The organism is Agromyces cucurbitae (assembly GCF_058349945.1).
This window is the reverse complement of the sequence record NZ_JBYRES010000001.1, coordinates 111,390-130,854: the sequence shown is the minus strand read 5'-3', so window position 1 is coordinate 130,854 and position 19,465 is coordinate 111,390. Positions and strand designations below refer to the sequence as shown.

23 protein-coding genes are annotated in these 19,465 nt (G+C 70.2%); 15 read left to right on the top strand and 8 right to left on the bottom strand.

Annotated elements, in window-relative coordinates; genetic code table 11:
* The first annotated feature begins 5 nt into the window (after positions 1-5).
* The 9 genes from gadC (at position 6) to AC3RJ6_RS00635 (ending at position 8,372) form a co-directional block, all read left to right on the top strand.
* A complete protein-coding gene (gene gadC, locus AC3RJ6_RS00675) occupies positions 6-1,547 on the top strand; it encodes a glutamate/gamma-aminobutyrate antiporter GadC (protein WP_491424912.1) in 1,542 nt (513 codons plus the stop codon).
* A gap of 102 nt (positions 1,548-1,649) precedes the next feature.
* A complete protein-coding gene (locus AC3RJ6_RS00670) occupies positions 1,650-2,438 on the top strand; it encodes a trimeric intracellular cation channel family protein (RefSeq protein ID WP_491424911.1) in 789 nt (262 codons plus the stop codon).
* 46 nt (positions 2,439-2,484) lie between these two features.
* Positions 2,485-3,168, top strand: coding sequence for a hypothetical protein (locus tag AC3RJ6_RS00665; RefSeq protein WP_491424910.1), 684 nt, complete (start codon positions 2,485-2,487; stop codon positions 3,166-3,168).
* Between the two features lie 244 nt (positions 3,169-3,412).
* Positions 3,413-3,649: a 50S ribosomal protein L28 gene (gene rpmB / locus AC3RJ6_RS00660; RefSeq protein ID WP_491424909.1), complete on the top strand. Its 237-nt coding sequence runs from the start codon at positions 3,413-3,415 to the stop codon at positions 3,647-3,649.
* A complete protein-coding gene (gene rpmG / locus AC3RJ6_RS00655; protein WP_021760158.1) occupies positions 3,649-3,816 on the top strand; it encodes a 50S ribosomal protein L33 in 168 nt (55 codons plus the stop codon). The genes rpmB and rpmG overlap by 1 nt, the downstream gene beginning before the upstream one ends.
* A 3-nt stretch (positions 3,817-3,819) precedes the next feature.
* Positions 3,820-4,125: a 30S ribosomal protein S14 gene (rpsN, locus tag AC3RJ6_RS00650; RefSeq protein ID WP_244856183.1), complete on the top strand. Its 306-nt coding sequence runs from the start codon at positions 3,820-3,822 to the stop codon at positions 4,123-4,125.
* A 246-nt stretch (positions 4,126-4,371) separates the two neighbouring features.
* The gene (locus tag AC3RJ6_RS00645) at positions 4,372-5,757 is read left to right on the top strand and encodes a PxKF domain-containing protein (RefSeq protein WP_491424908.1); all 1,386 of its coding nucleotides are present in this window, start codon (positions 4,372-4,374) and stop codon (positions 5,755-5,757) included.
* Positions 5,758-5,941: 184 nt separating this feature from the next.
* Positions 5,942-6,229, top strand: a complete 288-nt coding sequence (locus AC3RJ6_RS00640) for an HU family DNA-binding protein (protein WP_231429330.1) — start codon at positions 5,942-5,944, stop codon at positions 6,227-6,229.
* Between the two features lie 124 nt (positions 6,230-6,353).
* Positions 6,354-8,372 carry a bifunctional copper resistance protein CopD/cytochrome c oxidase assembly protein gene (locus AC3RJ6_RS00635; RefSeq protein WP_491424907.1) on the top strand — a complete coding sequence of 673 codons (2,019 nt, stop codon included), beginning with the start codon at positions 6,354-6,356 and terminating at the stop codon, positions 8,370-8,372.
* A 90-nt stretch (positions 8,373-8,462) separates the two neighbouring features.
* Here the strand turns inward: AC3RJ6_RS00635 and AC3RJ6_RS00630 are convergent, their stop codons facing one another.
* The gene (locus AC3RJ6_RS00630) at positions 8,463-9,509 is read right to left on the bottom strand and encodes a hypothetical protein (protein WP_491424906.1); all 1,047 of its coding nucleotides are present in this window, start codon (positions 9,507-9,509) and stop codon (positions 8,463-8,465) included.
* Positions 9,510-9,635: 126 nt separating this feature from the next.
* Here AC3RJ6_RS00630 and AC3RJ6_RS00625 point away from each other — a divergent pair, with 126 nt between their 5' ends.
* From AC3RJ6_RS00625 to AC3RJ6_RS00615, 3 genes are all read left to right on the top strand, one after another.
* The gene (locus AC3RJ6_RS00625; RefSeq protein ID WP_491424905.1) at positions 9,636-10,943 is read left to right on the top strand and encodes an ATP-dependent DNA helicase; all 1,308 of its coding nucleotides are present in this window, start codon (positions 9,636-9,638) and stop codon (positions 10,941-10,943) included.
* 177 nt (positions 10,944-11,120) lie between these two features.
* Positions 11,121-12,392, top strand: a complete 1,272-nt coding sequence (locus AC3RJ6_RS00620) for a serine hydrolase domain-containing protein (RefSeq protein ID WP_491424904.1) — start codon at positions 11,121-11,123, stop codon at positions 12,390-12,392.
* Between the two features lie 76 nt (positions 12,393-12,468).
* The gene (locus AC3RJ6_RS00615; protein ID WP_491424903.1) at positions 12,469-13,311 is read left to right on the top strand and encodes a class II glutamine amidotransferase; all 843 of its coding nucleotides are present in this window, start codon (positions 12,469-12,471) and stop codon (positions 13,309-13,311) included.
* 84 nt (positions 13,312-13,395) lie between these two features.
* Here AC3RJ6_RS00615 and AC3RJ6_RS00610 read toward each other — a convergent pair whose 3' ends face one another.
* The gene (locus AC3RJ6_RS00610) at positions 13,396-13,563 is read right to left on the bottom strand and encodes a hypothetical protein (RefSeq protein ID WP_491424902.1); all 168 of its coding nucleotides are present in this window, start codon (positions 13,561-13,563) and stop codon (positions 13,396-13,398) included.
* Between the two features lie 210 nt (positions 13,564-13,773).
* On the opposite strand from AC3RJ6_RS00610, the gene AC3RJ6_RS00605 reads away from it, so the two are divergent.
* The 3 genes from AC3RJ6_RS00605 (at position 13,774) to AC3RJ6_RS00595 (ending at position 16,141) form a co-directional block, all read left to right on the top strand.
* Positions 13,774-15,246, top strand: a complete 1,473-nt coding sequence (locus AC3RJ6_RS00605; RefSeq protein WP_491424900.1) for an FAD-dependent oxidoreductase — start codon at positions 13,774-13,776, stop codon at positions 15,244-15,246.
* A gap of 202 nt (positions 15,247-15,448) precedes the next feature.
* Entirely contained in the window at positions 15,449-15,649 is a 201-nt protein-coding gene (locus tag AC3RJ6_RS00600) for a CsbD family protein (protein ID WP_231429339.1), read from the top strand.
* A 9-nt stretch (positions 15,650-15,658) separates the two neighbouring features.
* Complete coding sequence (locus AC3RJ6_RS00595; RefSeq protein WP_491424899.1) at positions 15,659-16,141, top strand: YciE/YciF ferroxidase family protein; 483 nt, start codon at positions 15,659-15,661, stop codon at positions 16,139-16,141.
* Between the two features lie 108 nt (positions 16,142-16,249).
* On the opposite strand, the gene AC3RJ6_RS00590 is transcribed toward AC3RJ6_RS00595, so the two are convergent.
* The 6 genes from AC3RJ6_RS00590 to AC3RJ6_RS00565 form a co-directional block, all read right to left on the bottom strand.
* Positions 16,250-16,576, bottom strand: a complete 327-nt coding sequence (locus AC3RJ6_RS00590; protein ID WP_491424898.1) for a DUF1048 domain-containing protein — start codon at positions 16,574-16,576, stop codon at positions 16,250-16,252.
* Between the two features lie 2 nt (positions 16,577-16,578).
* Positions 16,579-16,935 carry a DUF1048 domain-containing protein gene (locus AC3RJ6_RS00585; protein WP_491424897.1) on the bottom strand — a complete coding sequence of 119 codons (357 nt, stop codon included), beginning with the start codon at positions 16,933-16,935 and terminating at the stop codon, positions 16,579-16,581.
* A 63-nt stretch (positions 16,936-16,998) separates the two neighbouring features.
* Positions 16,999-17,763, bottom strand: coding sequence for an ABC transporter permease (locus tag AC3RJ6_RS00580; RefSeq protein ID WP_491424895.1), 765 nt, complete (start codon positions 17,761-17,763; stop codon positions 16,999-17,001).
* A complete protein-coding gene (locus tag AC3RJ6_RS00575; protein ID WP_491424894.1) occupies positions 17,760-18,569 on the bottom strand; it encodes an ABC transporter ATP-binding protein in 810 nt (269 codons plus the stop codon). Before AC3RJ6_RS00575 ends, AC3RJ6_RS00580 begins: the two co-directional genes overlap by 4 nt.
* Positions 18,566-18,931, bottom strand: a complete 366-nt coding sequence (locus AC3RJ6_RS00570) for a DUF1048 domain-containing protein (RefSeq protein WP_491424893.1) — start codon at positions 18,929-18,931, stop codon at positions 18,566-18,568. Before AC3RJ6_RS00570 ends, AC3RJ6_RS00575 begins: the two co-directional genes overlap by 4 nt.
* A 2-nt stretch (positions 18,932-18,933) precedes the next feature.
* Positions 18,934-19,278 carry a PadR family transcriptional regulator gene (locus AC3RJ6_RS00565; protein WP_491424892.1) on the bottom strand — a complete coding sequence of 115 codons (345 nt, stop codon included), beginning with the start codon at positions 19,276-19,278 and terminating at the stop codon, positions 18,934-18,936.
* Between the last annotated feature and the right edge of the window lie 187 nt (positions 19,279-19,465).

Genomic DNA, 19,465 nt, shown 5'->3' with positions numbered 1-19,465 from the left:
GTGAGATGACGAAGCAGGCGACCGAGTCGCCACGGCTCGGGAAGAACCACCCGCTGGCGCCGAAGACGGCGCACACCGCCTACCTCGGGGCCGGCCAGCTCGCCCTGCTCACCGTCGTCGTCGTCGCGAGCCTGCGCTCGCTGCCGGCGATGGCGGTCTACGGGCTCGGCAGCGTGACGCTCTACATCATTCCGGCGATCTTCTTCCTCATCCCGACCGCGCTCGTCGCGGCCGAGCTCGCGACGGGGTGGAAGGGCGGCGTGTACGTCTGGGTGCGCGAGGCCTTCGGCAACCGCTGGGGCTTCACCGCCGTCTGGCTGCAGTGGATCCAGAACGTCGTCTGGTACCCGACGCAGATCGCCTTCATCGCGGCGGCGATCGCGTTCGTGTTCATGGACCCGTCGCTCGCGAACTCGGGCCTCTACACGGCGATCATCATCCTCGTGCTCTACTGGGGCTCGACGCTCATCGCGCTGCGCGGCGGCAACCTGTTCGCGAAGCTCGGATCGTGGGGCGGCATCCTCGGCACGCTCTTCCCGGCGGGGCTGCTCATCGTCTTCGGCTTCATCTGGCTGGGCACGGGCGAACCGAGCGAGGTGCCGCTCGGCGCGGCGAACATGATCCCGCCGTTCACGGGCATCGCGTCGATCGTGCTGATCGTCTCGAACATCCTCGCCTACGCGGGCATGGAGGTGAACGCCGTGCACGTGAACCAGATGAAGAACCCGGGCAGCGGCTACCCCAAGTCGATCCTGCTCGCCTCGGTGCTCATCCTCGCGGTGTTCATCCTGCCGACCATCGCGATCGCGATCGCCGTGCCGAACAAGGACCTCGGGCTCACGAACGGCATCATGCTCGCCTTCCAGCAGTACTTCGACACGTTCGGCATGTCGTGGGCGACGCCGATCATCTCGGCGCTCATCGCGGCGGGCGCGCTCGCCTCGGTGCTCACCTGGATCGCCGGCCCCTCGAAGGGCCTCTTGGCCGCGGCCGAGTCGGGCCTGCTGCCGCGCGGACTCCAGAAGCGCAACAAGGAGGGCGTGCAGTCGGGCATCCTCATGCTGCAGGGCACGATCGTCACGCTGCTCGCGGCGATGTTCATCTTCATCCCGAACGTGAACTCGGCGTTCATCGCCCTCGTCGACATGGCGGCGGCGCTCTACCTCGTCATGTACATGATGATGTTCGCGGCCGCCATCCGGCTGCGCCGCAAGGAGCCGAACGTCAAGCGCACGTACCGAGTGCCCGCGATGGGCTTCATCGCCGGCGTCGGCTTCCTCGGATGCCTCGCCGCGTTCTGCCTCGCGTTCATCCCGCCCGACGGCTTCGACTCGATGTCGGCCGGCATGTACGCCCTCGTGGTGCTCGGCGTCATCCTGCTGCTCGGCCTCCCGCCGCTGCTCTTCTACGCGTTCCGGCGCCCCAGTTGGGACCTGCGGTCCGACGCGGAGAAGGCGATGCGCGGCACCCACGAGGAGGACGAGGCGGCACCGGCTGCACCGGCCGCGTCGCCGGCCCCGCCGGGCGATCCGGCGACGACCGGCTGAGCGCCTCCCGACGGACGGCCCACGGGTGCTTCCCGTGGGCCGTCCGGCACCACCCATCACGAACTCCATGCAGCAACAGAAAGGGCCGTCATGCTCATCGAGTTGAGCGCCACTCCCATCACGTTCGGCGACTTCACCTGGACGGGGAGCTTCACGACGATCGACCTCATCGCGGCGACCACCAATGCCCTCAACGGCGCGCTGCTCGCCCGCCGGCCCGACCACTATCGCAACTACACCATCGTCGGCATCCTGCTCATGGCGCTCGTCGGCGGCATCGGCGGCGGCGTCGCGCGCGACGTCCTCCTCGGCGACGTCCCGTCGGCGCTCACCAACCCGGCCTACATCCTGCTCTGCCTCGCCGCGGGGCTCCTCGGCTACGCGATCGCCTTCAAGGGCGGGCAGCTCTTCCGCGAGGGGCTGTTCCAGTTCATGACCTCCTTCTCGCTGCCCTGGTACGCGATCGTGGGCGCGCAGAAGGCGGTCGAGGCCGGGCTGCCCGTCCTCGGGGCGCTCGCGCTCGCCGTGGTCGGCCCGACGGCGGGCCGCTACTTCATCGACGTCACGAGCGGCGTGCCGCCGAAGCAGTTCATCCGCGGGGAGTGGTTCGTCGGCATCGCGGTGCTCACCGGCCTCGTCTGGATCGTCTGCGACGCCTTCGGCCTGAACGTCTGGGTGAGCACCGGCATCGCGTTCGTCATCGGCTTCACCGTGCGGGTGATCGCCCTCTACCGCGGCTGGGAGGAGCCGCTCGCGAAGGAGCCCGCGGGCGTCTACCAGCACAGCAACGGGCGACCGCTGCTCGGCCGCAAGCTCGCGGGCAAGTCGGTGCGCGAGATGCGCGACCTCGGCCTCGTGGTCGAGACCGCGTCGCCCGGCGATGCGAAGTAGCGGCCCGGCCGCCCCGGCGGGGGCGCGCATGCGCCAAGATGAGGGCATGCCACGCGACACGCCATCGCCGGAGCGGCACGCGCCGCCCTCCGACCGCCGCCTGCGTCGCGAGGCATGGGGGTTCGCGCTCGGCTCGATCTGCTTCTTCGTCGGTCCCTGGCCCGCCTACGCCGAGTGGGCGGGCGATGTCGGCGTCGCGGTCACCTTCTTCATCGGCTCGCTGCTGTTCACGACGGCGGGGTTCATCCAGCTGAGCCTCAGCGGCCGTCGCCCGCCCCGAAGGGGCATGAACGCCGCCGACCGCGCCGACTGGTTCGCCGCGGCCATCCAGTTCGTCGGCACGCTCTTCTTCAACGTGAGCACGGGGCAGGCGCTCGTCGCGGCCGTGCAGCAGCCCGACGCGGTCGGCGTCGGCTGGCGGCCCGACATGCTCGGCTCGATCGCGTTCCTCGTGTCGAGCGGCCTCGCCGTCGTCGCCACGAGGGACCGCGGGCAGCTGTGGGACCGCGACGCCCGCACCTGGCACGGCACCGGCCTCAACATGCTCGGCTCGATCGCTTTCGGCGTCTCGGCGGTCGCCGCATACGTCGTCCCGACGACCGGCGACCTCGTGAGCCTGTTCTGGACCAACCTCGGCACCGTCATCGGCGCGCTCTGCTTCTTCGTCGCGGCGGTGCTGTCGCGGCGCACGGTGCTCCGCGAGGAGCGGGCGTCGGCCGCGGGCTCCTGATCCGGCTCGGGATGCCGCCACGCCGACGTCCGACGCGGCGCCGGCGCGGAGGCATCCGGCCGCCGGATTTCGGCCGCGACCGGGCCGTCTGGTAAGCTGGCTCGTTGGCTGGGTACTTCCACTGCCCAGACCGCGACAATCCCACCCCGATCATCGCGAGAAATCGCGCGGTTCGGCGTGTGAGCGTCAGCAGACAAGAGACCTTGGGAGGGGCATCCGCCCCTCGGTATTGGAGGAAAGACCAATGGCAGCAGTGTGCCAGGTGACCGGAGCCGTTCCCGGCTTCGGACACAACATCTCGCACTCGCACCGCCGGACGAAGCGCCGCTTCGACCCGAACGTGCAGAAGAAGACGTACTACGTGCCGTCGCTTCGTCGGAACATCACGATCAACGTGTCCGCCAAGGGCATCAAGGTCATCGACGCCCGTGGCATCGAGGCCGTCGTTCGTGACATGCAGGCTCGTGGGGTGAAGTTCTAATGGCGAAGCAGCAGGACATCCGTCCCATCATCAAGCTCCGTTCGACGGCCGGCACCGGGTACACCTACGTGACCCGCAAGAACCGTCGCAACAACCCCGACCGCCTCGTGCTCAAGAAGTACGACCCCGTGGTGCGCAAGCACGTCGACTTCCGAGAGGAGCGCTAAGACATGGCCAAGAAGAGCAAGATCGCGCGCAACGAGCAGCGCAAGGTGATCGTCGACCGCTACGCGGCGAAGCGCCTCGAGCTGAAGAAGGCGCTCATCGACCCGAACGGCACCGACGAGAGCCGCGAGGCCGCCCGCGTCGGCCTGCAGAAGCTTCCCCGCAACGCCTCGCCGGTGCGCGTGCGTTCGCGCGACGCCATCGACGGTCGCCCCCGCGGCAACCTCTCGAAGTTCGGCATCTCGCGTGTCCGCTTCCGCGACATGGCGCACCGTGGCGAGCTGCCCGGCATCACCAAGTCGAGCTGGTAAGCAGCTGTAGCTCCACGCTTCACGCTTCACGCTTCACGAAGAGGGGCGCTCCGGATTCTCCGGGGCGCCCCTCTTCGCGTCTCTGAAGCTCGCACCGGGGTACATCGACGAGGTGGAACGGGGGATTCCCCGTGCGGGTGCCACCACCACGGGGGCCTGCCCGGCCGGCCCGGTTCACCCCTACCGTTGACGGACTTGCAGGAGCATGCGTGCGCATGCGTCCGCCGAAAGTGGAGGGGTGGCTCGATGAAGCGCTGGAGTGGTTGGAGCAGATCGATCGCCGGGGTGGCCGCGGTCGCCGCGCTCGTGCTCGGAGGGGGCGCGATCGCCTATGCCGACGACATCGAGTGGACCACGAGCGACGACCTGGTCGTCTCGACGCCCGAGATCGACCTCGGAGAGCTCGAGTGCAACACGACCGAGGACGTCGTCGTCGAACTGAACCTCGATCGCGGCGGCAACGGCGACGCCACGATCTTCCAGAGCGGCTCCGACGTGGGCTTCTCGCGAATCGCCCAGTCGAACGTCTCAGCGACGCAGCCCTCGCCGACGACCATCACCCTGCCCGACGGCTGGGCCGACCTCGACAAGAACTCGACCGTCGACAGCGCACAGACCAGCTCTACCATCACGGTCACGGCCGGCAGTACCGATGGCCCCGGCAGCGGCACGGTGAGCTACCGGGCGACCGGCAAGGTGCTCACCGGGGACACGAAGAACCGCGACGCGACCGTGTCGCTCAGCTGGACCGTCGTGGACTGCGACGTCGAGACCCCCGCCGACACGACGGGGCCCGTTGTGACCGTCGTGTGCCCGACCGACCCGATCCCGCAGGGCGAGGAGGCGTACGCGACCTGGACCGCGACCGACGAGGACGGCGGCTCCGGCGTGGCCGCCGGGTACGAGAGCGGGCAGATCCTGCTCGACACGTCCGCGCTCGGCGTCGACCTCGTCGCCGTCGCCCCGGAGGGCACGGCGCTCGACAACGCGGGCAACCCGTCGGCCGAGGCCTCCTGCACCTACACGGTCGTCGACGTGACGCCGCCGGTGGTGACGCTCGTGTGCCCGGTCGGCCCCGTCATCCTCGGGTCCGTCGCGGAGGCGACGTGGACGGCGACCGATGAGGTGGGCGGCTCGGGTGTCGCCGCGGGCTCCGAGAGCGGGTCGATCGCGCTCGACACCACGAGCGTCGGCGCGAAGACCGCCGTCGCCGCCGAGGGCACGGCCGTCGACAATGCCGGCAACCGTTCGGTCGAGGTCTCGTGCGACTACTCGGTGATCTACGACTTCGACGGCTTCTTCCGGCCGGTCGACATGGACGGCGTGGTCAATTCCGTGAAGGCGGGAAGCGCGGTGCCGATGAAGTTCAGCCTCGGCGGCGACCAGGGGCTCGACATCATCGCGGCCGGCTCCCCGAAGCTCCTGTTCACCGCCTGCGCGACGGGCGTCGAGACCGACGTGATCGAGACGACTGTCACGGCGGGCGCGAGCAGCCTGAGCTACGACCCCGTGGCCGGGCAGTACGTGTACGTCTGGAAGACGGACAAGGCGTGGGCCGGCAAGTGCGGCACGTTCGCGCTGCAGCTCGACGACGGCACGACGCACACGGCGAAGTTCAAGTTCCTGAAGTAGCCGATGGGCCCGGCGCATGACACGCCGGGCCCGATGGCTCCGAAAACCCCGGAAATCCGCGTGTTTCCGGGGTTTTCTGTTACATTCGAGGCGGCCGGTTGGCCACGGGGGCGGTTGAACGATCGTTCCCGAGTATTTCAACTCAATGCTGTTGCATACAGCGAACGTCCGAGGAGGACATTCAATGGCTGACAAGTCGCTGAACAAGACCGAGCTCGTCGCGAAGATCGCTGCGTCGACCGGCCAGAGCCAGGCCACCGTCGACGCCGTGCTCGGCGGTCTGTTCGACGCGCTCGCCGACTCCGTGGGCTCGGGCACCAAGGTCTCCATCCCGGGCTGGCTCGCCGTCGAGCGCACGCACCGCGCTGCGCGCACCGGCCGCAACCCGCAGACGGGCGCGACCATCGAGATCCCGGCCGGCTACTCGGTCAAGGTCTCGGCCGGTTCGAAGCTCAAGGCTGCTGCCAAGTAACCAGCTGCTTCACGGAGGGGCGCACGGCGAGAAGCCGTGCGCCCCTCCGTCGTCGTGGGCGGGCGGATGCATCGGGGCGGGCGCACCCACGGGGCATCCAGTCATCGCCGTCTAGGCTGGTTCGGTGCCCCGCTCCGTCCGCGTGCTCGGCCCTGCCGTGCTCACCGCCGTCGCCCTCGTCGCGACGTTCGTCGCCCTCGCGTACGGCGGCGGCGCCGACGAACAACTGATCCAGGATCCGGGGCCCGTCGCCCGCTACGGCGTGCCCGTCGCGAAGCTCTTCGTGAACCTCGGCGCCGCGGGCATGATCGGCGCGCTCGTGCTGGCGGTGTGGGCGCTCAGCCCGAAGCGTCGCGAGTTCGACCTCGCACTCGACGTCGCCGCCGCGTCGGCCGCCGTGATGACCGTCGCGAGCGCGGCCACCGGGCTCTTCACGTTCGTACTCGTCACGGCGGTGCCGTTCGACCTCAGCGACGCCTTCGGCCAGAAGCTCGGCCAGTTCGTGACGACGATCGAGCTCGGCCAGTCGTGGCTCATCACGACCCTCGTCGCCGCGACCGTCACGGTGCTGTGCTTCGCGGTGCGCAACCACACCGCGCTCGTCTTCGTGACCGTGCTCGCGGTCGCCTCGCTCGTGCCCATGGCGCAGCAGGGGCACGCGGCCGGCGCGGCCGGCCACGCGGCCGCCGTCACGAGCCTCGGACTGCACCTCGTGTTCGTCGCGATGTGGCTCGGCGGCCTCGTGACGCTCGTGCTGCTCAGGCGCGAGCTCGGACCGAAGCGACTGCCCGTCGTGCTGGCCCGGTACTCGACGGTCGCGCTCATCTGCTTCATCGTCGTCGCGATCTCGGGCTACGCGAGCGCGGCGCTGCGCATCGGCACCTGGGACCAGCTCGCGACGCAGTACGGCGTGCTCGTCATCGCGAAGGTCGCCGTGCTCATCGCACTCGGATGCTTCGGTGCGATGTACCGCCGGTTCCTGATCCGGAGGATGTCGCGGGGCGGTCTCGAGACGCGTCCTCCTTCGCCGGGCGCTCCTCGACCAGCGGGGGGCGCGAGGAACTTCTGGTGGCTCGTCGTCGCGGAGCTCGCGTTCATGGGCATCGCGTCGGGCGTGGCGGCGGCCCTCGCGCGCACCGCGACGCCGGTGTCGGAGGAGGCCGGCGAACTCGCCCGCACCCCCGCCGAGATCCTCACCGGCACGCCGCTGCCGCCGTGGCCCGAGACGTTCCGCTACGTCACCGAGTGGAACCCCGACCTCATCTGGCTGCTCGCGTGCGGGTTCGGCATCTTCTTCTACCTGGCCGGGGTCTTCCGGCTGCGCAGGCGCGGCGACAAGTGGCCCGTCTACCGTGCCGTGCTCTGGGTCTCGGGCCTGCTGCTGCTCGCCTACGTCACGAACGGCGGCATCAACGTCTACGAGCAGTACCTGTTCTCGGCGCATATGCTCGGCCACATGGCCCTGACGATGGCCGTTCCCGTGCTGCTCGTGCCGGGCGCGCCCGTGACGCTCGCCGCCCGGGCGATCCGTCCGCGCAAGGACGGCTCGCGCGGCGGGCGCGAGTGGATCCTGCTCGCCGTGCACTCGAGGTTCGCGTCGATCATCGCGAACCCGATCGTCGCGGCCGTGCTCTTCGCGGGGTCGCTCTGGGTGTTCTACTACTCGCCGCTGTTCCGCTGGACGATGCTCGACCACATCGGGCACGAGTGGATGGTCGCGCACTTCCTCATCACCGGGTACCTGTTCGTGCAGTCGCTCATCGGCATCGATCCGGTGCCGTACCGCCTGCCCTACCCGTTCCGGCTGCTGCTGCTGCTCGGCACGATGGCGTTCCACGCGTTCTTCGGTCTCGCGATCATGACGGGCACGGGGCTCATGCTCGCCGACTGGTACGGGGCGATGGGCTGGGGCACCGACGCGCTCGCCGACCAGCAGCTCGGCGGCGGCATCGCCTGGTCGATCGGCGAGATCCCCACCGTCGCGCTCGCGATCACGGTCGCGTTCCAGTGGTCGCGCAGCGACGAGAAGGAGTCGAAGCGCCGCGACCGGCACGCCGACCGCACGGGCGACGCCGAGCTCGAGGCCTACAACGCGCGGCTCGCGGCCATCGCCGAGCACGACAAGAGTTCGTCGGTCGAGTAGCGACGGAGGAGCGTATCGAGACCACGACCGCGGGGGTGGTTCCGATACGCGTCGCCGCTCCGCGTCGGCGCTACTCAACCGGCCTGGGGACTACTTGAGCTGGATCGCGATCGACCCGTCGGGGCGGATCGTCGCCGAGAGCGCGAGGTTGAACGGGCGGTCCTCTTCGAGGGTGTAGTAGTGCCCGTCGAACAGGTCCTGCACCTCGACCGAGATGTGCGCCACGCCCTCGGTGGGCGGCATGTCGAACGACGTCTCGCCCGCGGTGAGGGTGACCTGCGGCGTCGACACGATGCTCCACTGCGGCTCGCTCGTGACGCGGTCGTCGATCTCGATGCCGAACGGGCAGTCGGCCGGCTGCAGCACGTGCTGCGCGGCGCAGGCGGCGAGGTACTCGTCGACCTTCGTCTGCACGCGCTCGACGAACGCGGCGGTCGGCTGGGCGTCGACCTCGACGCTCACCTGCTCGCCCGCGTCGACCGGCACGACGACGGGCGCTGCCGCGAGCAGGGTCGACTCGTAGTGGAACTGGTACACCGCCGGCGCGATCGCGAGGTACGGCGTGACCTGGGTGAAGCTCGCGAGCTCCTCGGGCGGCTTGGTCGCGCGGGCGTCGAGCGTGAGCGTGCCGACCGTGAACAGCGGGTTGTGGGCCGCGGTCACCTCGATGACCGCGAGCGGGCTGTCGGCGAACTCCCAGCGGTTGAGCAGGCCGTAGAGCGGGTCGATCGGGCGCACTTCGAAGGTCGACTCGGCGATCTCGGTATCGAGCCGGTAGCTCGCGGTCACCGAGTGGGTGCCGTCGGGGTTGGCGATGTCGCTCACGATCGAGACGTCTTCGGGGCCCGACTCGACCACGCCCGACCGCAGCATCGCCGTCGAGATGTCGGCGGGCAGGCCGAGCTCCTCGAGCTCGGCCGCGTCGAGCGCGACGCCGGGGGTCGCGGCGGCCGTGCCGATGTCGTCGTCGGCGATGGCCTCGAGATAGCGCTCGACGAAGCTCGATGCGCCGTACAGCGACTGGTTGAGGCCGCCGAGCGCGGCGAGGAAGGTGCCGCCGAGCAGCACGGCGAGACCCGCCCAGGCGATGACCGCGCGCGGCGAGACGCGCGTCCGCTCACCGCCCGCATTCCCCACGCGCCCAGTCTAGGGTCGGGCGCGCGGCGAACCTGAGGATCTCCGCAGTGGTTACAGTGGGAGCGCCGCCGCCCGCCGCGCGCGGCGTCGACCCCGAGGCATCCGCCCCTCATCGAAAGACCCGCCGTGCAGAACGTGACCCTCTCCCGCGAACAGGCCGCGGTGTTCCAGGCGATCGAGGACACCCGCGAGCACGTCTTCGTGACGGGGCGCGCCGGCACGGGCAAGTCGACGCTGCTGAACCACCTCAACTGGCACACGAAGAAGCAGATCGTGATCTGCGCACCGACCGGGGTCGCGGCGCTCAACGTCGGCGGGCAGACGATCCACTCGCTGTTCCGGCTGCCGATCGGCGTCATCGCCGACCACGACATCGACCAGAACGACACGGTGCGCAAGATCCTCAACGCGATGGACACGCTCGTCGTCGACGAGGTGTCGATGGTCAACGCCGACCTCATGGACGCGATGGACCGCTCGCTGCGGCAGGCGCGGCAGCGCCCCCTCGAGCCGTTCGGCGGCGCGCAGGTCGTGCTGTTCGGCGACCCGTACCAGCTCGCGCCCGTACCGGGCGACGGCGACGAGCGGGCCTACTTCGCCGACACCTACGACTCGATGTGGTTCTTCGACGCGAAGGTGTGGCACGAGGCCGACCTCAAGATCTTCGAGCTCGGCGAGATCCATCGGCAGCACGACGACGAGTTCAAGCAGCTGCTCAACGCGGTGCGGCACGGACGGGTGACCGCCGAGATGGCGGGCGTGCTCAACGGCGTCGGTGCGCGCCGCCCGCTGCCCGAGCAGGGCGCGATCACCCTCGCGACGACGAACAGCACCGTGAACCGCATCAACGCGACGGCGCTGCACCGGCTGCCCGGCACGTCGCAGGCGAACGAGGCCGAGGTGAACGGCGACTTCGGCGGGCGCGCCTTCCCGGCCGACGAGCGGCTCGAGCTCAAGGTCGGCGCGCAGGTCATGTTCCTGCGCAACGACACCGCCGTCGGCCCCGAGGGGCAGCGCTGGGTGAACGGCACGATCGGCACCATCACCTCGCTGAAGCGCGAGGTGCGCGTCGAGATCGACGGCGAGGAGCACGAGGTCGAGCCCGTCACCTGGGAGAAGTACCGCTACAGCTGGGACCCGGTGCGCAAGAAGCTCGAGAAGGAGATCGTCGCCGAGTTCACGCAGTTCCCGCTGCGGCTCGCGTGGGCGGTCACGATCCACAAGTCGCAGGGCGCGAGCTACGACACGGCGATCGTCGACCTCGGCCCCCGTGTGTTCAGCCCCGGGCAGACCTACGTCGCGCTCAGCCGGCTCACGGCGCTCGACGGGCTCTACCTGCAGCGGCCGCTGCGGCCGAGCGACATCATCGTCGACCGCAACGTCGAGCGGTTCATGGCGGGCGCCGCGCGCGAGATCGGCACGGCCGCTCGCTGAGTCGCGGCCGTTCGGGAACCTTTCGGGCCGATCCGGACATACACCAGTACGAGGGGTGCACGCGCCGCTCGTACGGCGCCCGTCCAACCGGGTGCCACCGCCTCGGCGGGTTACAATTTCTGCGGACACACGGCTTGAGGGGGCACGGTGGCTGACCGACTCGGGGGCAGGCGGCGAGTGGCGAGAGCCGTCGCGGCCTCCGTCGCGACGCTCGTCGCGGCGCTGACCCTCTCGGGGTGCACCGGCGGCAGCGTCGACCCGTCGAGCCGGTTCGAGCCGGTCGACGCGCAGTACGACGATGCGCTCGTCGAGAAGCTGCAGGCCACGCTCGACCAGGCGGTCGCGCTGAGCGGCTCGAGCGGGGGCGTGGCGGGGGTGTGGGCGCCGTGGGCCGGTTCGTGGACCGGCGCATCGGGCAACGTCGACTTCACCGAGAAGGCGCGACCCGTAACCGCCGACACCGGTTTTCGCCTCGCGACGGTGACGAGCGAGATCACCTGCACGGTACTCATGCGATTGGCCGAGACGGGCACGGTGTCGCTCGACGATCCGGTCGCGGAGTACGTCGACCGGGTGCCGGGCCTCGAGGGCATCACCCTCGAGCAGCTCTGCCGCAACACCTCGGGCCTCGGCGACTACTACCCGGGCCTCGAGGCCCAGTTCATCCAGAACCCCGAGCGCATCTGGTCGCCGAACGAACTGCTCGCGTCGGGGCTCGCGGCGAAGCGCACCGGCCAGCCGGGCGACGAGTACGCGTACTCGCGCACGGGCGTGCTGCTGCTCTCGCGGGCGCTCGAGGAGGCGACCGGCGACACCTGGTCGGAGCTCGCCGATCGGTACGTCTTCACGCCGCTCGGCCTCGACGACACCGAGCTGCCGGCGCCCGAGCGCTCAGGGCACGCCGGCCTGCTGGGCGGGTACGCCTCGGAGACGAGCGGCGGCAAGGCCGTCTGCGACTCGGTGCACGACGACTCGTCGCAGTCGAGCTCGATGGGTGCGGCGGCTGCGGGTGCGGTGTCCGACCTCGACGACACCCGTCGCCTGAGCGAGGCGTTCGCGACGGGGGCGCTGCTCGGCGAGCACGGTGCACGCACGCAGTGGACGACCGATCCGGTCGGCGGCGACGCGCCCGGCTGGTACTCGTACGGGCTCGGCGGCTCGGAGTACGGCCCGCTGCGCGGTACCGCCGGGGAGACGGCCGGTGCGCTCACGGCGGCCTTCACCGATCCCGAGACCGGGCTCACCGTGGTGATCGCGCTCAACAACTCGACGTCCGGCAGTGAATTCGTGCGCGAGGCCGCATTCGCGCTCGCCTCGGCCGGGTCGAAGGCGACCGCGACGGCCGACCGCGAGCAGCCGTTCGTCGAGCTGCCGTGGTCGTACGACCAGGCGACCGAGAAGATGACGAAGCTCGCCGCCTGCCCGCGCGAGCAGCCCGCCGCCGACTGAGACCCTGTCGCGCCGGCTCGATCGGGCGTATCGTCGGCTCCGTGGCGTCCGTAACCGTCATGGGAGGTGTGGGCTCATGTGCCGTTGGCTGGCCTACTCGGGGGAGCCGATCCAGCCGGCGCGGCTGATCCTCGACACCGAGAACTCGCTCGTCGCCCAGTCGCTGAACTCGCCGCTCGGCGCCGAGACGGTGAACGGCGACGGCTTCGGCGTCGGGTGGTATCCCGACGGCTCGAAGTCCGGCACCGAGCCGTGGCTGTTCCACAGCATCGAGCCGGCATGGCACGACGAGAACCTGCGCGAGCTGACGCGCGCGATCGAGAGCCCGCTCTTCTTCGCGCATGTGCGAGCCGCCGCCGGCCCCCCGATCCAGCAGACGAACTGCCACCCCTTCCGGCACGAGAACTGGCTCTTCATGCACAACGGCGGCCTCGGCGGGTTCGAGGGCGTGCGCCGCGACCTCATGCTCGCCGTCGACGAGTCGTTCTTCCCGCTCATCAAGGGCACGACCGACAGCGAGGTGCTCTTCAACCTCGCCCTCACGCTGGGCCTGCGCGACGATCCGGTGGCCGGCATGACGAAGGCGATCCGCAAGGTCGAGGAGGTCGGGCACGCGCACGGCGTCGAGTTCCCGATGCAGGGCACCGTCGCGGTGTCCGACGGGGCGACCGTATGGGCGTTCCGCTACTCGAGCGCCGGCCGCACCCGTACGCTGTTCCACTCGATCGACATGACGAGCCTCCAGCAGATGTACCCCGACTCGGAGCAGCTGCGAGGGTTCGGCAAGACGGCGCGGGTCATCGTGTCGGAGCCGCTCACCGACGTGCCGGGCGTCTTCGTCGAGGTGCCCGAGGCGACGGTCGCGATCCTCGACGCGGGGTCGTACCGCCACGAGCCGTTCCTCGAGGAGCCCGAATAGGCGGGGGATGCCTCGGGCCGGGCCCCTCGGGAACGGTCGTGCATCGGCCGACGCGTCGAGCGTCGGCCGATGCCGCGGTCGTCGTCAGACGCTGCTGTTGCGGCCGGCGATCGCCCGGATCAGCCATGCGATCACCGCGATCGCGAGCAGCACGAGTCCGACCCACAGCAGGAAGTTCAGCGACTGCACGAGCCCGCCGGTGATGGCGAGGATGATGGCGATGGCGACGATGACGATCAAGAGGATGTTCATCGGGGAATCCCTCCTTCGGGGAGCGCCGGGGCCGCTGGGTCGGACCCCGTTCGGTCGGGTCGCGGCCGGTCGGGTCGCGACGGTTCCACGGTAGGGACGCGCGGCCTCGTGCGGCAGGGGGTTGACTTCGCGCCCCCGGGGCCGGAATCCTCCGCGCGAGGCGGGTGTCAAGCCCTCGCACCGGTGTGACCGGGTCGCGACGATGAGGGTATGGGATCGCTCTGGCGGCAAGGCACCGACGCCGGCGCCCTCGACCGGTTGCCGGCCGATGCGTCGCACGACGTGCTCGTCGTCGGCGCCGGACTCGTCGGCCTGACCGTCGCCGTGCAGCTCGCCCATGCCGGGCGACGCGTGACGGTGATCGACGCGGGCGACCCGGGCGCGCTCACGACCGGCGGCTCGACCGGCAAGGTGACCCTGCTGCAGGGCGCGAGGCTCTCGACCGTGCGAGACCGCAACTCGCTCGACGTCGCCGCCGCGTATCTCGAAGCCTGCCGGACCGGGGCCTCCTGGCTCAGGGCGCTGCTCTCGGGTCACGACGAGGGCTACGAGCAGGCGACCGCCTACAGCTTCGCGACGACGGCTGCGGGCGTCGAGCGGCTCGAGGCCGAGCACGCCGTCGCGCGAGCGCTCGACCTCGGGGTGCGGTGGGCGGCGCCGGCCGAGTCGCCGGTGGGCGCGCGCGAGGCGATCGCGCTCGACGGGCAGTTCATGCTCGACCCGATGGTGCTCGTGCGCCGGCTCGTGACCATCGCACGACTGGCGGGCATCCCCGTCGTGGCCGGATGCCGCGTGCTCGAGGTGCGCTCGGCGGCCGCGGGCCACGAGGTCGAGACCGAGCAGGGCACTCTCCATGCGGAGGAGCTCGTGCTCGCGACGGGAGCGCCCATCATCGATCGCGGACTCACGTTCGCCCGCACGTCGCCCTCGCGGTCGCACGTCGCGGCGTTCCGCACCGGGAGCCGTCGGATCGAGGGCATGCACCTCTCGATCGACGGCGAGACCCGTTCGCTGCGGCCGGCCCGTCGTGGCGGCGAGGAGTACCTGATCGTCGCGGGCAACGACGACGCGGTCGGCCGGGTGTCCTCGACGGCCGAGCGAGCGGGTGAACTGCACCGCTGGGTGGGCGAGCGGTTTCCCGGCGCGACGCTCGTGCATCGATGGGCGGCGCAGGACTACGACTCGCTCGACGGCGCACCGTACGCGGGAAGGCTCGGCACGGACGGCCCGTGGTTCGCGAGCGGCTTCGGCAAATGGGGCCTCGCTGCCGGGGCGGCCTCGGGCATCGCGATCGCACAGGAGCTGAAGGGCGCCCGCCCCGACTGGGCGGCCCGGCTCTACGACCGGCCGGGCACCGTGTCGGATGCCGCGGCCGCCGTCGCCCGCAACGCCGCCGCGGTGGGGCAGCTGCTCGGCGGCGTGGCGCGGGCCGCCGTCGGTGCCGAGGCGGAGCCGCCCGCCGAGGGGCGCGGGCGGGTCGACCGCGGTGTGCCGCCCGTCGCCGTCAGCACGGTCGACGGGGTCACGCGCCGGGTCACCGCGGTGTGCACCCACCTCGGCGGCATCGTCGCCTGGAACGACGAGGAGTGCACGTGGGACTGCCCGTTGCACGGCACGCGGTTCGCCGCCGACGGCCGTCGGCTCGAGGGGCCGGGCCGCGCCGACCTCGCCGCGGAGCCGTGAGCGCAGCCCTGCCCCTCGTGTCCGGTTTCCGCGCCTCGCGCGCGCCCGCGTCGGCACATCGTGCATGGGCTGTCAATCCCTTGAGGGGCCATGGGGCCGGTGCGAGCGTGGAAGGCAGGTGCTGCACCCGGCAGCCGTGCCGACCCGAAACGGCGCGGTGCCGGGTTCGGCATCCGGGACTCGAACAAGGAGGGCGAGGACGATGGGAATCGGAGACAAGGCCAAGCACCAGGCCGAAGAGGCGGGCGCCAAGATCAAGCAGGGCGTCGGCAAGGTGACCGGCAACGAGGAGATGGAGGCCGAGGGCCACGTCGACGAGGCGAAGGCCGACATGAAGCAGGCCGGCGACGAGGTGAAGGACGCGGGCGAGCGCGCCAAGGACGTCTTCACCGACCGCGACTGAGGTCGCATCATGGTCAAGCAGAGCCTCGAGAGCCCTGGCGACCTGCTGCACTTCCAGCTGCGCACGGCGCTCACGATGGAGAACGACTCCCTCGCGGCGCTCGGTGAGCTGGCCACGGCGGCGAAGAGCGCCGAGGTCAAGAAGCTCTTCCGTCACCATGCCGACGAGACGCGCGAGCAGCTCGCGAACCTGCAGGAGGTCTTCCGCCTGCTCGAGCTGCGCGAGTCGACGGCGCCGTCGCCGAGCACGAAGGGCATCAGCCGGCAGGCGGCGTCGCTGCTCGAGCGGAGTGCGCCGAAGCTGCGCGACCGGGCGGCGCTCGCGAGCGCGCTCGGCAACGAGCACTACGAGATCTCCGCGTATGAAGCCCTGCTCGCGCCGGTCACGGCGATGGGCGCCTCCGAGGCCGCCGCGCTGCTGCAGGCGAACCTCGACCAGGAGACGCACACGAGCGAGGAGATCCGCACGAGACTGCAGTCGATGGCGGGATGAGACGCGTGCTCGGGCGGGGGTCCGAGGACGGTCGGGACGGCCAGGGGTGAGCGGTCGCGACACGACGACGGGGACGCACCGAATGGTGCGTCCCCGTCGTCGTGCCCTTCACTCGCCGGCGTCGCGCGCCTTCGCCGCGATCGACTCCTGGTAGCGGTCGGCGTACGTGGGCGTGTCCTTCACGAGGTCGTCGGCGAACGCCGCGACGTCGTCGCCGATGAGCTCGATCGCGCCCTTGCCCTGCGCCGCGCCGTCTTCGAAGAAGTCGACGATTCCCGTGAGCAGCGTGCCGTCCTCGAGTCCGACGGGCCCGATCTTGAGGTAGTACTTCTGGATCTCGCCGTAGACCACCTGGTAGTCCTTCGGCAGGGCCCGCACCCGGGCCAGGTGGGCCCGCCACTCGCGCTTGCCCTCGATGATGTCGTGGATTCCCATGGTCAGCCTCCCAGTCGTGCGAGCTTCTTCGCGACGTTGCGGTTGAGCTGTTCGCGCCATTTGTCGCGGAAGCCCTTCGCCCCCTCGCCGCCGGCGAGCGCCTGGCAGAACCCGGGGATGTCGTCGCCGAGCACCTCGTCGATGCCCTGTCCTTCGGACGCCGTCTCCTCGAGGAGCCCGAGGGCGCCGTCGAGGATCGGCATCAGGTTGCGGCCCGTGAAGTCGGAGTAGCCCCACAGCTGGAGCTTGATCTCCTCGAATGCCGCGCGGAAGTCGGCCGGCAGCGCCTCGGCGCGGGCGTCGAACGCCTTCATCTCCCGGCGCAGGTCGTTGCCGGTGATGGTGTCCCAGAAGTTCATGTCGTTCCTCCTCGATGTGCGAGACGGGGGATGCCGCGGCGCAACCGCCGCGGCATCCGGTCGTCAGCTGAGCTTGCGGCGGTAGGCCGCCAGCGCCCCGATGTAGCCGATGACGATGATGCCGACGAGCCAGGCCAGTGCGACCCAGATGTCGCTGCCGACGGGCTGGCCGCTGAACAGGGCCCGCGTCGTGTCGACGATCGAGGTGACCGGCTGGTTCTCGGCGAACCAGGCCACGGGCCCGGGCATCGAGTCGGTCGGCACGAACGCCGAGCTGATGAACGGGAGGAAGATCAGCGGGTAGGCGAAGGCGCTCGCGCCGTCGACCGTCTTCGCCGAGAGCCCCGCGATCACCGCGAGCCAGGTCAGGGCGAGCGTGAACAGCACGAGGATGCCCACGACCGCGAGCCATGCCCAGAGGTCGGCCCCCGTGCGGAAGCCCATGATGAGCGCGACGCCCGTGACGATCGCAACCGACACCAGGTTCGAGACGAGCGAGGTCAGCACGTGACCCCACAGCACGCTCGAGCGGGCGATCGGCATCGACTGGAAGCGGTCGAAGATGCCGCCCTGCAGGTCGAGGAACAGCCGGTACGAGGTGTACGCGACGCCCGACGCGATCGTGATGAGCAGGATGCCGGGCAGCATGTAGTCGATGTACGACTCGTTCGACCCGGTGTTGATGGCTCCGCCGAGCACGTACACGAACAGCAGCATGAGGGCGATCGGGGTGACCGCGGTCGTGATGATCGTGTCGGGGCTGCGGAGGATGTGGCGCAGCGAGCGGCCGGTGAGCACGGCGGTGTCGCTGATGGCGTGGGTGGTCATCGTGCTGCCTCCTTCTGGGTTTCGTTCTCGTCGCCCGACTCGTCGCCCGTCTCGCCGACGAGGGCGAGGAAGACGTCTTCGAGCGAGGGCTGCTTCTCGACGTACTCGACCTTGGCCGCGGGCAGCAGCCGCTTGAGCTCGTCGAGCGTGCCGTTCTGGATGATGGTGCCCTTGTGCAGGATCGCGATGCGGTCGGCGAGCTGCTCGGCCTCGTCGAGGTACTGCGTCGTGAGCAGCACCGTGGTGCCGCCGTCGGCGAGCTGCTTGACGGTCTGCCACACCTCGATGCGGGCCTGCGGGTCGAGCCCGGTGGTCGGCTCGTCGAGGAAGATGATCGACGGGGCGCCGATCAGGCTCATCGCGATGTCGAGCCGGCGGCGCATGCCGCCCGAGTAGGTGCCCGCCCGGCGGCCGCCGGCCTCGGTGAGCGAGAACCGCTCGAGCAGGTCGTCGGCGATCTTGCCGGGCTGCTTCTGGTGACGCAGCTTCGCGACGAGCACGAGGTTCTCGCGGCCCGTGAGCACCTCGTCGACCGCTGCGAACTGGCCGGTCAGGCTGATCGCCTCGCGGACGCCGGCGGCGTCGGTCGCGACATCCCGCCCGCCGACCGTCGCGGCGCCCGCGTCGGCCTTCAGGAGGGTCGAGAGGATGCGCACCAGGGTGGTCTTGCCGGCGCCGTTCGAGCCGAGCAGGGCGAAGATGCTGCCGCGCTCGACGTCGAAGTCGACGCCCGTGAGGACGTGCAGGTCCTTGAAGGACTTCTCGACGCCCTGCACCCGGATGGCGGGTTCGGTGACGGTGGTCATGACTGCTCCTTCTTCGCGTCGTCGATCGCCGTGTTGAGGCGAGCGCGCTCCTTGTCGATCCACCGCTTGCCGCCGTATGACTGGGCGAACGTCTCGGTGAACTCGACCGGGTCGTCGCCGACCACGTCGGCGACGGGGGTGCCGTCGATCGCGGCCCGCTCGAACAGGTCGGCGAGGTCGACGATCATCTGCACCATGGTGTCGCCGTCGGTGACGTCGCCCGAGTACAGGAGGTACCGCTGCACGGCTCCGGCCGCCGCGGCGTAGGGTGCGGGGAGGCCGTCGATGCGCGCCTTCGCCTGCTTGTACTGCTTCTTCTGCTCGAGCGAGCCCGTGAGGGCCTCGATCCACTTGGCAGCCATGGTCAGTTCTCCTTGTCGATCTCGATGTCGGTGCGGAGCTGTTCGATGCGTTCGGCCAGGAAGCTCCACGTTCCCCAGAACTCGTCGAGTTCGCCGCGGCCACGCTCGTTGAGCGTGAACACCTTGCGCGGCGGGCCCTTCTCGGAGGGCACCTTCTCGACGTCGACGAGCCCGCGCTGCTCGACCCGCACGAGGAGGGCGTAGATGGTGCCCTCGGCGATGTCGGTGAAGCCGTGCTCGCGCAGTCGCGCCGTGATCTCGTAGCCGTAGGCCGGTGCCGTGGCGAGGATCGCGAGCACGATGCCCTCGAGCGTGCCCTTCAGCATCTCGGTCATCTGCTTGCCCATCGGGCCACCCCCTTCTTGCTATTCAGTGTTGCTGGTAATCAGTCTTGCTAGGTACCGCTAGAGAGTAACACTGAGTACCGGTACTTAGCAACACCGAATACCAACTTTTCCGTGATTTCTTTTCGAGGGGTGGGATGCCGCGCAGGGACGTGCGGCCGCGGGTGCGTGCCGCGCGGCCCGCTGCGGG

Excerpts from the sequence above, each read along its gene's own strand:
- AC3RJ6_RS00570 (WP_491424893.1), bottom strand. The coding sequence starts at position 18,931 with ATGGCTGCCAAGTGGATCGAGGCCCTCACGGGCTCGCTCGAGCAGAAG.
- AC3RJ6_RS00665 (WP_491424910.1), top strand. The coding sequence starts at position 2,485 with ATGCCACGCGACACGCCATCGCCGGAGCGGCACGCGCCGCCCTCCGAC.
- AC3RJ6_RS00580 (WP_491424895.1), bottom strand. The coding sequence starts at position 17,763 with ATGACCACCCACGCCATCAGCGACACCGCCGTGCTCACCGGCCGCTCG.
- AC3RJ6_RS00645 (WP_491424908.1), top strand. The coding sequence starts at position 4,372 with ATGAAGCGCTGGAGTGGTTGGAGCAGATCGATCGCCGGGGTGGCCGCG.
- AC3RJ6_RS00640 (WP_231429330.1), top strand. The coding sequence starts at position 5,942 with ATGGCTGACAAGTCGCTGAACAAGACCGAGCTCGTCGCGAAGATCGCT.
- AC3RJ6_RS00600 (WP_231429339.1), top strand. The coding sequence starts at position 15,449 with ATGGGAATCGGAGACAAGGCCAAGCACCAGGCCGAAGAGGCGGGCGCC.
- AC3RJ6_RS00565 (WP_491424892.1), bottom strand. The coding sequence starts at position 19,278 with ATGGGCAAGCAGATGACCGAGATGCTGAAGGGCACGCTCGAGGGCATC.
- rpsN (WP_244856183.1), top strand. The coding sequence starts at position 3,820 with ATGGCCAAGAAGAGCAAGATCGCGCGCAACGAGCAGCGCAAGGTGATC.
- gadC (WP_491424912.1), top strand. The coding sequence starts at position 6 with ATGACGAAGCAGGCGACCGAGTCGCCACGGCTCGGGAAGAACCACCCG.
- rpmB (WP_491424909.1), top strand. The coding sequence starts at position 3,413 with ATGGCAGCAGTGTGCCAGGTGACCGGAGCCGTTCCCGGCTTCGGACAC.
- AC3RJ6_RS00595 (WP_491424899.1), top strand. The coding sequence starts at position 15,659 with ATGGTCAAGCAGAGCCTCGAGAGCCCTGGCGACCTGCTGCACTTCCAG.
- AC3RJ6_RS00605 (WP_491424900.1), top strand. The coding sequence starts at position 13,774 with ATGGGATCGCTCTGGCGGCAAGGCACCGACGCCGGCGCCCTCGACCGG.
- AC3RJ6_RS00575 (WP_491424894.1), bottom strand. The coding sequence starts at position 18,569 with ATGACCACCGTCACCGAACCCGCCATCCGGGTGCAGGGCGTCGAGAAG.
- rpmG (WP_021760158.1), top strand. The coding sequence starts at position 3,649 with ATGGCGAAGCAGCAGGACATCCGTCCCATCATCAAGCTCCGTTCGACG.
- AC3RJ6_RS00610 (WP_491424902.1), bottom strand. The coding sequence starts at position 13,563 with ATGAACATCCTCTTGATCGTCATCGTCGCCATCGCCATCATCCTCGCC.
- AC3RJ6_RS00590 (WP_491424898.1), bottom strand. The coding sequence starts at position 16,576 with ATGGGAATCCACGACATCATCGAGGGCAAGCGCGAGTGGCGGGCCCAC.
- AC3RJ6_RS00585 (WP_491424897.1), bottom strand. The coding sequence starts at position 16,935 with ATGAACTTCTGGGACACCATCACCGGCAACGACCTGCGCCGGGAGATG.
- AC3RJ6_RS00615 (WP_491424903.1), top strand. The coding sequence starts at position 12,469 with ATGTGCCGTTGGCTGGCCTACTCGGGGGAGCCGATCCAGCCGGCGCGG.